Here is a 15,420-nt window from a genome sequence, read left to right on the forward strand (position 1 = left end):
CGTATCAGTCGATGATCTCCCGAGGCTCCATCCTGTTGAACATCCATCTGTCCAGATCGCGCACAGAGATCAGCTCGAACAAGATAATCGACGCGAGAATTCCCCAGATCACGACAGAGATCCCGGTGGTGATCCACGCCTTGCGCTTGAGGTTGTGGACCTCCGGGCTGCCCGCGTGGGTGCCCGGCACGATCTCACCGCGGTCGCCCTGCGTTTCCAGTCGCACAGGAATGACGCACAGAAACGTCATGAACCAAATCACGGCAAACAGAACGATGCCCGATGTCACACCCATCAGACCTGCTCCAATTCCACGAGGCAGCCGTTGAAATCCTTCGGATGAAGGAACAATACAGGCTTTCCATGGGCGCCAATTTTCGGTTCGCCTGATCCCAGCACGCGCGCGCCGGTTTCTTTCAGGTGGTCGCGCGCGGCAATGATGTCGTCCACCTCGTAGCAGACATGATGCATGCCGCCGGACGGGTTCTTTTCAAGGAACGCGGTGATGGGGCTGTTGTCGCCGAGCGGGTACAACAGCTCGATCTTGGTGTTGGGCAGCTCGATAAAGATCACCGTCACGCCATGATCCGGCTCGTCCTGCGGCGCGCCGACATTCGCGCCGAGCGCGGTGCGATACTGGTCTGCGGCGGCTTCAAGGTCGGGCACGGCGATGGCCACATGATTTAGGCGTCCGATCATGACAACTCTCCTCTGTCCTGTTGCGGGCTATATGGCCTCGTCAATGGGCAGGGGGCAAGGGCAGGGGGCCGCGACACAGCAGCCCTCACCGGTTCAGGCATTAAGGAAATGTATCACCGCCGTGCAACCGCCTCCTTAGCGAATATCAACCTTAACGCGTTGTTCATCTGACAGGCCGCATCATGGCTGCGACTCGCAAGAGACACACCGCCTGGAGGGAAAGATGGACACGAATTCACACCTTGCCGCGCACCTGCGGCCCACCACGACACGGCCCCTGCTGGGCCTGACCGTTCTTGTTGTCGAGGACAGTCGCTACGCCTGTGACGCCATGCGGCTGCTTTGCCTGCGCTCCGGCGCACGCATCCGACGCGCCGACTGTTTGAAATCCGCGCGTCGTCATTTGCAGGTCTATCGGCCGTCTGTCGTGATCGTCGATCTCGGACTGCCAGACGGTTCCGGGGCGGAGCTGATCTCTGAACTCACCGTGGCGTGCCCTCGTGTGGATGTTGTCATCGGCACCTCTGGCGACAGCTTTTCCGAAGAGGTGGCGCTTGCTGCCGGGGCCGACGGATTTCTGGCAAAACCTGTGTCGTCGGTTTCCCACTTCCAGAACACGATCCTTGCCGGATTGCCGCCGGAACGTCGTCCTACCGGCCCGCGACTTGTAACCGATGAGCCGATTTTGCCCGATCCCATGGCCTATCGCGACGACATGGCCCATGCGGCGGAAGTGCTGGTCGACCAGGAGAATGAGCGATCGCTGCGCTACGTGACGCAATTTCTTGCTGGGGTCGCGCGCAGCGCTGGCGACGGCGCGCTGCAAAAAGCAGCCGAGGACCTCGCCAGCGCACGGCGAACAGGTAAGCCCACACAGCCGACCATCGCCCGCGTTGCGTCATTGGTCCAAGATCGACTGGCTGATCGGGTCGCCATCTGAGCCGAGTTGATCCCCTGATCCGTCTGGGATGTGATTTTGCCCGGCATGCCTGTCCCACTCGTCGATGCTGAGACAGGCAAAAAGGGCAGATTTATATCCGGCGTGCAGCGCAGGGTGGCCTGCCCGCCGTTCACAATCGCCAGCAGATTGCGTCTCGGCGCGCAGGTTGTCTGTGGCTTTTCGCGGACAGCAGCGCGGCCAGCCACTGTCGTCGGGCTTCTTGCCGCAACGGCGGCAAGCTCGGCCCTGGTGCGATCTCGACGAATTTGCGCTCATTGGTGTTTCTGAAGTTGAGCCGCCTAGGAAGGCATGAACCTGTCGATACCCTCTGGCGCGCCGCGCCGCTTACAGGAAAATCGAAATTCGGCGGAACCTTCCCGGCGGACCCGCGTTACCTCGGCGAAACCGCGCAAATCAAGGCGCGCAGGGCCTAGCCAGTGATAAGCCAAGGGACACAAATGACCGATATCTACAGTGCCATCACATCGGACCATGATCGCCACCGCGAGCTGTTGTCCACCATCGAAGACACCTCCGGCGCTTCCGATACGCGCAAAAAGGCGTGGGACGAATTCTACCACGACGTAAAAGCCCACGCCGCTGCTGAGGAAGAGACGTTTTACTCCAAACTGATCTCCGAAACATGGGGCCAGGACAGTGCGCGTCACTCGGTGCACGAGCACCAGCAACTTGACGACTTGATGGAAGAGCTCAACGAGATGGATATGTCTTCCTCTGGTTGGCTGAACAAATTCAAGACGTTGCAGCACGACTACCTGCACCACATTGACGAGGAAGAAGACGAAGTCTTCACCCGCGCCAAAAAAGTTATCGACGATGGCGAAATCAAAGGCTATGGCGAACGCTTCCTTAAGCGTAAGGAAGAAGAGTCTGGCCTGATTGAGAAGAAGAAAGAAGATTCGCTCGAAGATTGAGCTGACATTTTCTGGCAGGGGGCTTTTGCACGGGGCCTCTCATACGCCGCCTTCGGTTTCCCGGGGCGGCGTTTGTCGTTTCAGACCCGAATTTTCGTTAAATTTTTGCTATTTGCGTAGCAGTCTGCCGCGATTGCGCCACAGTTCTCCTCAATCCTAGGTGGTATGGGTGGAACGCGCCAGCGGAGGCTTTTGCAATGGCAACTGATGCAGCACTTTTGATGACACTGGCGATCTTCGGCTTTGTCAGCTTTATGCAGATCGGCAAATTGATGGTAAAACGGGTGCTCTGGCGCGAGCTTTCGCCAACCGTTGTGGTCCGCCGGGAACGGGCGATGCGCTTTTTCATCATCGGATCGGCCACGGTGATTGTGGCGCTCGGCGCGGTCGCGCTTGGCCCCGGCGCGGTCGCTGCCGATTTGCTCGCCCTGCACTGATCTCGACGAAAAAGGGCGACCCGAAGGCCGCCCCGATAGCTCGATCTCAACTTCGCGTTTATTCCTGCGGGATCACGCGCAGCCCAAGTTCCATCATCTGATCCGACGACGGATCAGAGGGCGCGTTCATCATCAGATCCTCGGCACGCTGGTTCATCGGGAACATGATGACTTCGCGGATGTTCGATGTGCCAGCCAGCAACATGGTGATCCGGTCGATGCCCGCAGCACAACCACCGTGCGGCGGGGCGCCGAAATGGAAGGCGCTGAACAGCGCGCCAAACCGGTTCTTCACCTCATCGGCACCGTAGCCCGCGATCTCGAACGCCTTGAGCATCAGGTCAGGCTTGTGGTTCCGGATCGCGCCGGAAACCAGCTCGTAGCCGTTGCAGGCCAGATCGTACTGGTAGCCTTTGACCTCCAGCGGATCACCCATCAGCGCATCCATCCCGCCTTGCGGCATGGAGAACGGGTTGTGTTCAAAGTCAATCGCGCCGGTTTCCTCGTCTTTTTCGTAGATCGGGAAGTCCACGATCCATGCAAAGGCAAAGCGGTTTTCGTCGATCAGCTTCAGTTCGTGGCCCAGCACGTCGCGCGCACGGCCGGCAACCTTGGTGAAGGACGCAGGCTTGCCACCAAGGAAGAACGCCGCGTCGCCCACGCCAAGGCCCAGCTGTTCGCGGATCGCTTCGGTGCGCTCGGGGCCGATGTTCTTGGCCAGCGGACCGGCGGCTTCCATACCGTCGCCCTGATCGCGCCAGAAGATGTAGCCCATCCCCGGCAGGCCCTCTTTCTGCGCCCAGGAGTTCATCCGGTCACAGAACTTGCGCGAGCCGCCGGTGGGGGCGGGGATGGCGCGGATCTCGGTGCCATCCTGCTCCAGCAGCTTGGCAAAGATCGCAAAGCCGGAGCCGCGGAAGTGCTCGGAAACGTCCTGCATCTCGATCGGGTTGCGCAGGTCAGGCTTGTCGGTGCCGTACTTCAGCGCCGCTTCCTTGTAGGGGATCTGCGGCCACTCATGCGGCGCGTCGACCTTTTTGCCTTCGCCGAATTCTTCGAAGACGCCTGCGATCACCGGGGCAATCGTGTCGAACACGTCCTGCTGCTCGACAAAGGACATCTCAAGGTCGAGCTGGTAGAAATCGGTCGGTGAACGGTCGGCGCGCGGATCTTCGTCGCGGAAGCAGGGTGCGATCTGGAAATACTTGTCGAAGCCCGACACCATGATCAGCTGCTTGAACTGCTGCGGCGCCTGCGGCAGCGCGTAGAATTTGCCCGGGTGCAGACGCGACGGCACGAGGAAGTCGCGCGCGCCCTCGGGGGAGGAGGCCGTGATGATCGGCGTCTGGAATTCGCGGAAGTTCCGATCCCACATGCGTTTACGCATAGACGCCACAACGTCCGAGCGCAGGGTCATGTTCTTCTGCATCGCCTCGCGGCGCAGGTCGAGATAGCGGTACTTCAGGCGGGTTTCTTCCGGGTACTCCTGGTCGCCGAACACGATCAGCGGCAGCTCATCGGATTTGCCCAGCACCTCGAGGTCACGGACGAAAACTTCGATTTCGCCGGTGGGCAGTTTGCTGTTCACCAGCTCGGCATCACGCGCCTTTACGGTGCCGTCGATGCGGATACACCATTCGGAGCGGACCTTCTCGACCTCGGCAAACACCGGGCTGTCGGGGTCGCACAGAACCTGCGTCGTGCCATAATGGTCGCGCAGGTCGATGAACAGGATGCCACCGTGATCGCGGATGCGGTGAACCCAACCGGAGAGGCGAACGGTTTCGCCCACGTTGGCCTTGGTCAGGTCAACACAGGTATGGCTGCGATAGGCGTGCATGATTTCTCACCTTTGAAAAGGGAATGGCTCGGTCACGCGCGGATACACCGTGCCGTGGGGGTGAAGTCAAGCGAACAGCCCGAATTTACCGCAAATGACGCTCGGTCGGACGTGGAACAGCCCATTGGATGCGTCGGGGACCCGAGGCTGCTGGCGAGGTTTTCAGGCGCACTCGCCATAAAGGGCGCTGACAGGCGATCCTTTGTCGTGAGTTTGACAAGACCACCTCCATCACACGGGCGCTGCCGCAAAGCCGCCCCAATTAACTATTACCCTTTTGTATAGTTTTTAATCTATTGCAGAGTTTTTCCAATGAAACGCCGACCTGCCAACCTCATTCAAGGTACACCCGGCCCCGGTTTGACGGCCGAAGCGCTCGACATCATCCATTCCCTTGTCGAGGAGTACAGTGTCGACCCCAGCCCGCCCCGCAGTTCTGCGTCCTCCGAGCGTCCGGGCGCGGTGAAAACTGCGGACACCCCAAGATGGAACCGCCCCGCAGCCGCGGAACTGCGCGCCACCTCAGTGCCACCACGGCAAATGTATGCCCCGGACGATCCGCTCCGGGAGCCAGCGCAGCGCTCTGTAGACCCGGCTGCGCCAGATCCTTCTGTCCTGTCCAATCCGGCCCCCGGACGCGGTCTGCTGAGGCGTTTGCTGCGCCGCGCCTGACGTTGCGCAAAGGCGTGGCACGCCGGGCGACCGCCCGCCGCCTTCGATTGACCGCTTTGAGGGGTTGAACCCGACCTTGCGATCTCTATAACGCACGACAATTTGGGCGGTGACGGATAGTCATGCGCCCGATGCCCCCTGCCGTGTTGACGAAGAGGTCCTCCCATGCCCAAACGTACCGATATCAAGTCCATCATGATCATCGGCGCTGGTCCCATTGTCATCGGACAGGCCTGCGAGTTTGACTACTCCGGCGCACAAGCGTGCAAGGCGCTCCGCGAAGAAGGCTACCGCGTCATCCTCGTGAACTCGAACCCGGCGACGATCATGACCGATCCCGGTCTGGCCGATGCCACCTATATCGAGCCGATCACGCCCGAGATGGTCGCCAAGATCATCGAAAAGGAACGTCCCGACGCGCTGCTGCCCACCATGGGCGGCCAGACGGGTCTGAACACCTCCCTCGCACTCGAAGAGATGGGCGTACTGGAAAAATACGGCGTCGAGATGATCGGCGCGAAGCGTGAGGCCATCGAAATGGCCGAAGACCGCAAGCTGTTCCGCGAGGCGATGGACCGTCTCGGCCTCGAAAACCCCAAGGCCACCATCGTCACCGCGCCCAAGAAAGTGGACGGCAAGGCCGATCTGGATGCTGGCGTCGCCAAGGCGCTGGAAACGCTGGATTATGTGGGTCTGCCCGCGATCATCCGTCCGGCCTTTACCCTCGGTGGCACCGGCGGTGGCGTGGCCTACAACCGCGAGGATTACATCCATTATTGCCGCTCGGGCATGGACGCCTCCCCGGTGAACCAGATCCTCGTGGACGAATCCCTGCTGGGCTGGAAAGAATTCGAGATGGAAGTCGTCCGTGACAAGGCGGACAACGCGATCATCGTCTGCGCCATCGAAAACGTCGACCCCATGGGCGTGCACACCGGTGATTCGATCACCGTTGCCCCGGCGCTGACGCTGACCGACAAGGAATACCAGATGATGCGCACGGCCTCGATTGCCGTGTTGCGTGAGATCGGCGTCGAAACCGGCGGCTCCAACGTACAGTGGGCGGTGAATCCGGAAAACGGCCGCATGGTCGTGATCGAGATGAACCCGCGCGTTTCCCGCTCCTCTGCGCTGGCGTCCAAGGCCACCGGCTTCCCGATTGCCAAGATCGCGGCCAAGCTCGCCGTGGGCTATACGCTCGACGAGCTGGACAACGACATCACCAAGGTCACGCCGGCCTCCTTCGAGCCGACCATCGACTACGTCGTCACGAAGATCCCGAAGTTCGCCTTCGAGAAATTCCCCGGCTCCGAGCCAAAGCTGACCACGGCAATGAAGTCCGTGGGCGAGACCATGGCCATTGGCCGCACGATCCACGAATCCATGCAAAAGGCGCTGGCCTCGATGGAATCCGGTCTGACGGGTTTCAACGAGGTGGACATCCCCGGCGCGCCGGAAAAATCCGCCGTCATCAAGGCGCTGTCCGAGGCCACTCCCGACCGCCTGCGTACCATCGCGCAAGCCATGCGCCACGGCCTGACCAACGACGAAATCCAGGGCGTCACGTCCTACGATCCGTGGTTCCTCGACCGCCTGCGCGAGATCGTCGAAGCCGAGGAAGGCATTCGCAAGAATGGTTTGCCCGTGACCGAAGACGCGCTGCGTGACCTGAAAATGATGGGCTTCACCGACGCGCGTCTGGCTGAACTCACGGGCCGCGAAGAAGGACAGGTGCGCCGCGCCCGTCAGAACCTTGGCGTGAACGCCGTGTTCAAACGCATCGACACCTGTGCCGCCGAGTTCGAGGCGCAGACCCCCTACATGTATTCCACCTACGAAGAACCCATGATGGGCGAGGTGGAATGCGAGGCGCGTCCGTCTGATCGCAAGAAGGTCGTCGTGCTGGGCGGTGGACCGAACCGGATCGGTCAGGGCATCGAGTTCGATTATTGCTGCTGTCACGCCTGTTTCGCGCTGAGCGATCAGGGCTACGAAACCATCATGATCAACTGCAACCCGGAGACCGTGTCCACCGACTACGACACCTCTGACCGGTTGTACTTTGAGCCGCTGACGTTCGAGCACGTCATGGAAATCCTGCGCGTCGAGCAGCAGAACGGCACGCTGCACGGTGTCATCGTTCAGTTCGGCGGCCAGACCCCGCTGAAGCTGGCCAACGCGCTGGAGGAAGAAGGCATCCCGATCCTTGGCACCTCGCCTGACAGCATTGACCTTGCCGAAGACCGCGACCGGTTCCTCAACCTTGTCAACAAGTTGGGTCTGAAGCAGCCAAAGAACGGCATCGCCTCCACCGACGCCGAGGCACTGAAGATCGCCGAGCAGATCGGCTTCCCGCTGGTGATCCGCCCCTCCTATGTGCTGGGGGGGCGCGCCATGGAAATCGTGCGCGATATGGACCACCTGAAACGCTACATCGCGGAGGCCGTCGTGGTCTCCGGCGACAGCCCGGTGCTGCTCGACAGCTATCTGTCCGGCGCGGTGGAGCTGGACGTGGACGCACTGTGTGACGGCACCGACGTACACGTCGCGGGCATCATGCAGCACATCGAAGAGGCGGGCGTACACTCCGGCGACTCCGCGTGCTCGCTGCCGCCCTATTCGCTGTCCAAGGACATCCTCGCCGAGATCGAAGTCCAGACCCGCGCGCTGGCCAAGGCGCTCAACGTGGTCGGCCTGATGAACGTCCAGTTCGCCATCAAGGACGGCGAAATCTACCTGATCGAGGTCAACCCGCGCGCATCCCGCACCGTGCCCTTCGTGGCAAAGGCGACGGACAGCGCCATCGCCTCCATCGCGGCGCGTCTCATGGCGGGCGAAAAGCTCTCCGCCTTCCCCATGCGCGCCCCCCACGCCGAAGCGACCGACTACGACACCGACGTGCCGATGGCGGACCCGATGACGCTGGCCGACCCGAACATGCCGTGGTTCTCGGTGAAGGAAGCCGTGCTGCCCTTCGCCCGCTTCCCCGGCGTGGACACGATCCTCGGCCCGGAAATGCGCTCTACGGGCGAAGTCATGGGCTGGGACAAATCCTTCCCGCGTGCCTTCCTGAAGGCGCAGATGGGCGCGGGCATCGACCTGCCGACCACAGGGGCGGTCTTCATCTCCATCAAGGACGATGACAAAGGTCCGATGATGATCGAAGCGGCGCAGACGCTTTCGGCGCTTGGCTTTACGCTGAACGCCACCAGCGGCACGGCGGCTTTCCTGAAAGAGCAGGGCATTCCCTGCACCACGGTCAAAAAGGTCTACGAAGGGCGCCCGAACATCGTCGATCTGATGAAAGACGGCGGCATTCAACTGGTCCTGAACACCACCGAAGGCGCGGCCTCTGTGGAGGATTCCCGCGAAATCCGCTCCGTCGCGCTGTATGACAAGATCCCCTACTTCACGACTGCCGCAGGCGCCCATGCCGCAGCAATGGCCATGAAGGCCCGTGAAGAAGGCGAACTGGTGGTGAAGTCACTGCAGGGATAAACAAAATGCCGGGCTGAGAGGCCCGGCATTCGCTTTGGTGCAGCACTGGTTCGCTTGGTCTGCGCAGCCGATGAAAGAAGTAAGGTGGAGCCGAAACCCCACCTTTCAGATCAGAATGCCCAGTCGAACTTTCGGATCAGCATGATCCCGACCGTGCCGGAGTCGCGCTCTTCAACGATGGGGCTGTCGCCCGCGTCACCGACCAGACGGTTCCAGCCCAGCGAGCCTTCGACCGCCCAGGCATCGTTGTAATCGTGGCGCACGACCATTTCCAAACCTGCCTTGTACAGACCGCCATCGCCGGAATATTCCGCCAGCGACGCGCCCGCTGGCACGTTGAAGTAAGTGTCCATGTATTCGTCATTGGCAAAGGCCAGTCGCGGGCCGACCCGGACCTCTGTGCCTTGGCCATAATCGTGAACGAAATCGGACCCGATGTTGCCTGTCACGCCATCATGGCCGGTCACGCCCTTGCGCACCGCACCCCAGACTTCGACCTTTTCCCAGCGATAGGACACGCGCCCGCCGACCTCGAACGCCGCGTCCACGTCATCGATCCCCGCCAGACGGCTGTGGTCGTCTTCGGTCCGCTCGCCGATGTAGCGGAAGGACGGGCCAAAGCCAAAGCCCAGGCCGTCGCCGCGGTCGATATTCAGGCCGAGCAGGTTCAGGCTCCTGACGGCGCCGGTCACGGACGGCCCGGTGGAGTAATCTTCGGAGCCTTCGTAGTCCGGCGACACACGTGCGCCGAGACCCAATTCGAACGCCAGCGCACGGTCCTGCGCAAGGGCGGGGGTGGCGACGGTCAGGGCTGCGACAGTCAGGCAAAGGGGCAGGCGCATCGAGGGGCTCCATTCATAAGGGGTTAAGCCTCACATAGCATGGCGGACGTGCGTCGCCACGGGTTTCAGGTCGGTGGTGCAATCTGGCCACAGTGGCGATGTCTTGGGGGCTGTCCGACCGTCCAACCACGCCGTTCCACCCGACGGGGCCGGTCGGCTGCTCTGACAGTGGCAGGGTTAAGCCGCCTGCCGATGCGTTAAGCCTTGTGCTCTCCACATCCTCTCCCGGCTCTGCTACACCGCAGCCAAAGACATGTGGGAGAGCCAGACATGAAACCCGTCATCCTCACCATTCTCGACGGCTGGGGCCTGCGCGACGACACGGCAAACAATGCCCCTGCGCTGGCAAAAACCCCGACGATTGATCGGCTTATGTCCAGCTGTCCCCACGCGACGCTGATCACCCATGGTCCGGATGTGGGGCTTCCCACCGGGCAGATGGGCAACTCCGAAGTGGGACACACCAACATCGGCGCGGGCCGCGTTGTTGCCATGGACCTTGGCCAGATCGACCTCGCCATCGAGGACGGGAGCTTCTTCAAAAACAAGGCGATCCTGGATTTCGCACAGACTGTTAAGCAATCTGGCGGCACGGCGCATGTCATGGGGCTGACCTCTGACGGTGGCGTCCATGCTCACACCGATCACATTCTGGCAGCGGTCAAAGCCCTTGTCGATCAAGGGCTTGATGTCGCCGTTCACGTCATCACCGATGGCCGCGACGTGGCGCCGACCTCCGCCGCTGACCAGGTGGCACAGTTTGAGGCGGCCTTGCCCACAGGGGCAAAGATCGTCAGCGTGTCTGGCCGTTACTACGCGATGGACCGGGACAATCGCTGGGACCGGGTGGAAAAGGCCTACCGCTCCGCCATCGAAGGGCAGGGCGACAGCCAGCAGCCCGACGCGGTCACCGGTATCAAGCACAGCTATAGCGCCGACAAGAATGACGAATTTGTCCTGCCGTTCACCGTGGGCGACTATGCCGGTCTGGCAGATGGCGACGGTCTGTTCTTTGTGAACTTCCGTGGCGACCGGGCGCGCGAGATCCTCGCCGCCATTGGCGCGCCTGATTTTGACGGGTTCGATCGTGACCGGAAATCGCTCTCTGCCCTGCTGGGCATGGTGGAATACTCCGACGCCCACAACGCCTACATGACCACCGCGTTCCCCAAGCGGAAGATCGTCAATACTCTGGGCGAATGGGTGGCCAAGCAAGGCAAGACGCAGTTCCGTCTCGCAGAAACCGAGAAATATCCGCACGTCACGTTCTTCCTGAACGGTGGCAAAGAGACGCCGGAACCGCACGAAGACCGCTTCATGCCGAAGTCGCCAAAGGTCGCCACCTACGACATGCAGCCGGAAATGAGCGCCGGCGAAGTCACCTCGAAATTCCTCGAAGCGATCGACCACGGCTATGATCTGATCGTGGTGAACTTTGCCAACCCGGACATGGTGGGCCACACCGGCGATCTGGACGCAGCCATCGCCGCCTGCGAAGCGGTGGACAATGGCCTTGGTCAAGTGGTTGATAAGCTGGAGCAAACCGGCGGCGCACTGCTGGTGATCGCGGATCACGGCAACTGCGAGACCATGGTTGACCCCGAAACCGGCGGGCCACACACGGCGCATACCACGAACCTCGTGCCGGTGATCCTCTATGGCGCGCCTGAGGGCACGACGCTGAAAGACGGACGCCTCGCAGATGTGGCCCCGACACTGTTGCAACTCATGGACCTCGACCAACCCGAGGAAATGACCGGGGAGAGCCTGATCAAGTGAGACGGTTCACGCTGCTTCTTGCGCTTTTGACCTCCCCTGCCTTTGCGCAAACGGCGGGGGAGGATGCAAGCCGCGCGGCCGAAGCGCTCGAAGCGGCTTCCGTTCTGCTCGACAGCGCGGATGACGCCTCAGATCGGGTGTCAGCGCTGACCGACACGATCCGCGCCTATGAGGACGGGCTTGCCGCCATGCGCGACGGGTTGCGCGGCGCCGCCATCCGCGAGACGGAGCTGACCAGAAAGCTCGCCGCGCAGGATCAGGAGATTTCCCAACTTTTGGGTGTGTTGACCTCCATGGGTGGACGCGCATCGCCCGGCGCGATGGTGCACCCGAAGGGGCCATTGGGCACGGCGCGCTCGGGCATGTTGGTGGCCGCCGTCGCGCCGGGACTGGCGCAACAGGCCGCGGATCTGCGCGCCGATCTCGAAGAGGTCAGTGCCCTGCGCGATGTGCAACAGAACGCCGCGCAACGCCTGTCCGAAGGCTTGCGCGGGGTGCAACAGGCGCGCACCGACCTGAGCCAGGCCATCGCCGACCGCACGGACTTGCCGCAACGCTTCACCGAAGACCCGGTGCGCACCGCGCTGCTGATCTCTGCGACTGAAACATTGGAAGGCTTCGCATCCGGCCTCACCCAGATCGGCGAGGACGACAGCACTGCGGCCGCGTCCTCCATCGAAGGGCTGCGCGGCAAGGTGCCTCTGCCGGTGCGCGGCGTTGTGCTGCGCGAAGCAGGCGACCCCGACGCAGCCGGCGTTGCGCGCCCCGGCATCGTGCTGGCGACCCGCCCCGGCGCGTTGGTGACCACGCCCACCGCTGCGACGATTCGCTACAACGGTCCGCTGCTGGATTATGGTTTGGTAACCATTCTTGAACCTTCTCCTGACGTATTGTTCGTGTTTGCGGGAATGGACACGGTCTATGGCGACATCGGAGAGGTGCTGCCAGCCGGCAGTCCGGTGGGCTTGATGCCCGTTCCGACAAACCCGTCACTTCAAAGTGAGGGGGGTGGCGCTGGCCGCTCGGAAACGCTTTACATAGAGGTCAGAGAGGGCGATGCCCCCAACGATCCACTGGTGTGGTTCGCAACCGACAAGGGATGAGATATGAAGAAATTCGTGATGGCCGCCTGCGTGGGCACCTTCGCCTCCGTCGTGGCGACGACCCAGTTCGTTGGGCCGCTGTTGGCGCAGGAGGAGGAGCGTAGCCTGACGGTCTACGAGCAGCTCGACCTCTTTGGCGACATCTTTGAGCGCATCCGCGCGCAGTATGTCGAGGACGTCGATGAAAAAGACCTGATCGAGGCTGCGATCAACGGCATGCTGACCTCTCTGGACCCACACTCCAGTTACCTGCCCCCCGATGATGCCGAGGACATGCGCGTGCAGACCCGTGGTGAATTCGGCGGGTTGGGCATCGAGGTCACGCAAGAGGATGGCTTCGTCAAGGTCGTCTCTCCCATCGACGGCACCCCCGCCATGGAAGCAGGCATCGAAGCAGGTGATTTCGTCACCCATGTCGATGGCGAATCCGTGCTGGGCCTGACGCTGGACCAGGCAGTGGATCTGATGCGCGGGCCGGTGGGCTCTGAAATCCTGATCACCGTGGTCCGCGAAGGCGAAGACGAGCCGTTTGAAGTGTCCATCACCCGCGACACGATCAAGCTGACCGCCGTGCGCGCCCGCACCGAAGGCGACACCGCCGTGCTGCGCGTCACCACCTTCAACGACCAGACTTACCCGAACCTCGAAGAAGGTCTGGCCGAGCAGATCGAAGCTGCCGGTGGCATCGACGCCATCAACGGCGTCGTCCTCGACCTGCGCAACAACCCGGGCGGCCTGTTGACACAGGCGATCCGCGTCTCGGATGCGTTCCTCGAAAAGGGCGAAATCGTCTCCACCCGTGGCCGTGATCCGGCAGACGGCGACCGCTACAATGCGACGCCGGGCGACCTGATTGACGGCAAGCCGCTGGTGGTTCTGATCAACGGTGGCTCCGCCTCCGCATCGGAAATCGTCGCCGGGGCATTGCAGGATCACCGCCGCGCCATCGTCGTGGGCACGAAATCCTTCGGCAAAGGCTCGGTACAGACGGTGATGCCGCTGCGGGGCGAGGGCGCCATGCGTCTGACTACCGCGCGGTATTACACCCCGTCGGGCCGTTCCATTCAGGCCTTGGGCGTGTCGCCGGATATCGTGGTGGAACAGCCGCGCCGTGATCCCAATGCCGAGGAGGAGGAAGAAGAGGCCACAAACATCTTCTCCCGTTCGGAAGCAGACCTGCGCGGCAGCCTCGACAACGACTCGCTGACCGAGGAAGAGATCGAGCAGATCGAAGCGGACCGGGCCAAGGCCGAAGCCGCTGCCGCCCTGCGCGAAGAGGATTATCAGCTGGCCTACGCCATCGACATTCTCAAGGGACTGTCGGCGCTGGCCCCACAGGACTAAGTGACGTAGGGCGGGGGTCAGACCCCGCCCTTCTTCTATCAGGACGCCTCATATGACCCCCGAAGACATCGCAAAACTGCCCTATCGCCGCAATGTCGGCGTGATGCTGGTGAACGCGGACGGCCACGCCTTTGTGGGCCAGCGCACCGACCGCCAGCCGCATGAACCGCCCGCCTGGCAAATGCCGCAGGGGGGCATCGACAAGGGCGAGGAGGCCCGCGACGCGGCCTTGCGCGAATTGCAGGAGGAAACCGGCGTGACCCCGGACCTCGTAACTGTAGAGGCGGAAACCGACGGTTGGATCGCCTACGATCTGCCGCACGACCTTGTGCCGCGGATCTGGAAAGGTCGCTACAAGGGGCAGGAGCAGAAGTGGTTCCTGCTGCGGTTTCACGGCCAGGACAGCGATGTGCGCCTCGATGCGGACGATCATCAGGAATTTTCCGAATGGCGCTGGTCGCCCGCCGACGAGGTCATCGAAAACATCGTGCCGTTCAAGCGTGACGTCTACGAACGTGTGATCGCTGCATTTCGGGACAAGTTGTGATGCGGTGGGCTGTGGCTCTATTGGTGCTGGCGGCGACGCAGGCCAGTGCCCTGTCCTGCCTGCGGCCCGATGCGGTCGCCGCCTATCAGGCGGCGGATGCGGATGATGCCCGCTGGGGGCTGGTGGTTGGCACGCTCAACTTTGATGCGACAAAGCTGCCCAAGGCCCCCGCAGACGATCCCAATGACGCGCCGCCGCTGACACAACTGCGCGCGCGGCTTGACGGGCAGGCGCTTGGGGCGGATGGCTTTGCCACGCCTTTTGACCGCGACATTGACCTGCATGTGCAGTGCTTTGGCCCGTGGTGCGCGCAGCCTCAAAGCGGCCAGACCTACCTCGTGTTCCTCGAAAATACTTCTGATGGCCAGCGCGCTTATGCCGACCCTTGCGGGACGAAGCTGTTCGCCAACCCCTCCGCCGCTGATCTGGCCAGGATGCAAAGCTGTTTCGCCGGGGAGGCCTGCGTTTCCGACTGGCCTTTGCCCTAAGCGCAGCACCAAATGACCAACCGCCACAAGACAGAGGCCAGCCTGATCGCACATGCGCTGTCGCTGGTTTATGACGAGCTGGGGAAACGCCCGCAGGATCAGGCTTTCATGTCCTCGGCCCAGGGGCGTCAGATCCTGTTGGTGCTGGAACGCATGTCCCAGACTTCTGCCGCACGTGACCAAAGGCTGGCCGAAGATGCCGACGGCATGGCCCGCGCCGTCCCGGAGGCCATCGCGCACGCCTCTCCCATCGGACCGGCGATCCTTGATGCGGTCAGAGCGTGGCGACGCTAGGC

Annotated in this window: 15 protein-coding genes; 11 read left to right on the forward strand and 4 right to left on the reverse strand. The window is 62.1% G+C overall.

Annotation, left to right across the window (positions count from 1 at the left end):
* Positions 1–4: 4 nt before the first annotated feature.
* Positions 5–295 carry a DUF1467 family protein gene (locus tag J4E08_RS06080; protein WP_349537718.1) on the reverse strand — a complete coding sequence of 97 codons (291 nt, stop codon included), beginning with the start codon at positions 293–295 and terminating at the stop codon, positions 5–7.
* Entirely contained in the window at positions 295–699 is a 405-nt protein-coding gene (gene mce, locus J4E08_RS06085) for a methylmalonyl-CoA epimerase (RefSeq protein WP_349537719.1), read from the reverse strand. The genes J4E08_RS06080 and mce overlap by 1 nt, the downstream gene beginning before the upstream one ends.
* Positions 700–922: 223 nt before the next feature.
* On the opposite strand from mce, the gene J4E08_RS06090 reads away from it, so the two are divergent.
* From J4E08_RS06090 to J4E08_RS06100, 3 genes are all read left to right on the forward strand, one after another.
* Complete coding sequence (locus J4E08_RS06090) at positions 923–1,639, forward strand: response regulator (RefSeq protein ID WP_183962653.1); 717 nt, start codon at positions 923–925, stop codon at positions 1,637–1,639.
* Between the two features lie 458 nt (positions 1,640–2,097).
* Complete coding sequence (locus J4E08_RS06095; RefSeq protein WP_349537720.1) at positions 2,098–2,574, forward strand: hemerythrin domain-containing protein; 477 nt, start codon at positions 2,098–2,100, stop codon at positions 2,572–2,574.
* Between the two features lie 197 nt (positions 2,575–2,771).
* Complete coding sequence (locus J4E08_RS06100) at positions 2,772–3,011, forward strand: hypothetical protein (protein WP_349537721.1); 240 nt, start codon at positions 2,772–2,774, stop codon at positions 3,009–3,011.
* 58 nt (positions 3,012–3,069) lie between these two features.
* On the opposite strand, the gene aspS is transcribed toward J4E08_RS06100, so the two are convergent.
* Positions 3,070–4,851 (reverse strand): aspartate--tRNA ligase, encoded by a 1,782-nt coding sequence (gene aspS, locus J4E08_RS06105; RefSeq protein ID WP_349537722.1) that lies wholly within the window; start codon positions 4,849–4,851, stop codon positions 3,070–3,072.
* Positions 4,852–5,163: 312 nt separating this feature from the next.
* Between aspS and J4E08_RS06110 the strand changes: the two genes are divergently transcribed.
* Positions 5,164–5,523, forward strand: coding sequence for a hypothetical protein (locus tag J4E08_RS06110; protein ID WP_349537723.1), 360 nt, complete (start codon positions 5,164–5,166; stop codon positions 5,521–5,523).
* 165 nt (positions 5,524–5,688) lie between these two features.
* Positions 5,689–9,021: a carbamoyl-phosphate synthase large subunit gene (gene carB, locus J4E08_RS06115; RefSeq protein WP_349537724.1), complete on the forward strand. Its 3,333-nt coding sequence runs from the start codon at positions 5,689–5,691 to the stop codon at positions 9,019–9,021.
* Between the two features lie 110 nt (positions 9,022–9,131).
* Here the strand turns inward: carB and J4E08_RS06120 are convergent, their stop codons facing one another.
* Entirely contained in the window at positions 9,132–9,863 is a 732-nt protein-coding gene (locus J4E08_RS06120; RefSeq protein ID WP_349537725.1) for a MipA/OmpV family protein, read from the reverse strand.
* A gap of 270 nt (positions 9,864–10,133) precedes the next feature.
* On the opposite strand from J4E08_RS06120, the gene gpmI reads away from it, so the two are divergent.
* The 6 genes from gpmI to J4E08_RS06150 are packed head-to-tail and all read left to right on the forward strand — an operon-like array spanning position 10,134 to position 15,418.
* Positions 10,134–11,642, forward strand: a complete 1,509-nt coding sequence (gene gpmI, locus J4E08_RS06125; protein WP_349537726.1) for a 2,3-bisphosphoglycerate-independent phosphoglycerate mutase — start codon at positions 10,134–10,136, stop codon at positions 11,640–11,642.
* On the forward strand, positions 11,639–12,745 hold the full coding sequence (locus J4E08_RS06130) for a murein hydrolase activator EnvC family protein (RefSeq protein WP_349537727.1): 1,107 nt from the start codon (positions 11,639–11,641) through the stop codon (positions 12,743–12,745). Before gpmI ends, J4E08_RS06130 begins: the two co-directional genes overlap by 4 nt.
* Positions 12,746–12,748: 3 nt before the next feature.
* Positions 12,749–14,089, forward strand: a complete 1,341-nt coding sequence (locus tag J4E08_RS06135) for a S41 family peptidase (protein WP_183962662.1) — start codon at positions 12,749–12,751, stop codon at positions 14,087–14,089.
* Between the two features lie 52 nt (positions 14,090–14,141).
* Positions 14,142–14,636, forward strand: a complete 495-nt coding sequence (locus J4E08_RS06140) for an RNA pyrophosphohydrolase (protein ID WP_349537728.1) — start codon at positions 14,142–14,144, stop codon at positions 14,634–14,636.
* Positions 14,636–15,124 (forward strand): hypothetical protein, encoded by a 489-nt coding sequence (locus J4E08_RS06145; RefSeq protein ID WP_349537729.1) that lies wholly within the window; start codon positions 14,636–14,638, stop codon positions 15,122–15,124. Before J4E08_RS06140 ends, J4E08_RS06145 begins: the two co-directional genes overlap by 1 nt.
* A gap of 12 nt (positions 15,125–15,136) precedes the next feature.
* Positions 15,137–15,418, forward strand: coding sequence for a hypothetical protein (locus J4E08_RS06150; RefSeq protein ID WP_183962665.1), 282 nt, complete (start codon positions 15,137–15,139; stop codon positions 15,416–15,418).
* Positions 15,419–15,420 lie beyond the last annotated feature (2 nt).

This window comes from Sagittula sp. NFXS13 (assembly GCF_040148795.1).
Taxonomy (GTDB): Bacteria; Pseudomonadota; Alphaproteobacteria; order Rhodobacterales; family Rhodobacteraceae; genus Sagittula; species Sagittula marina.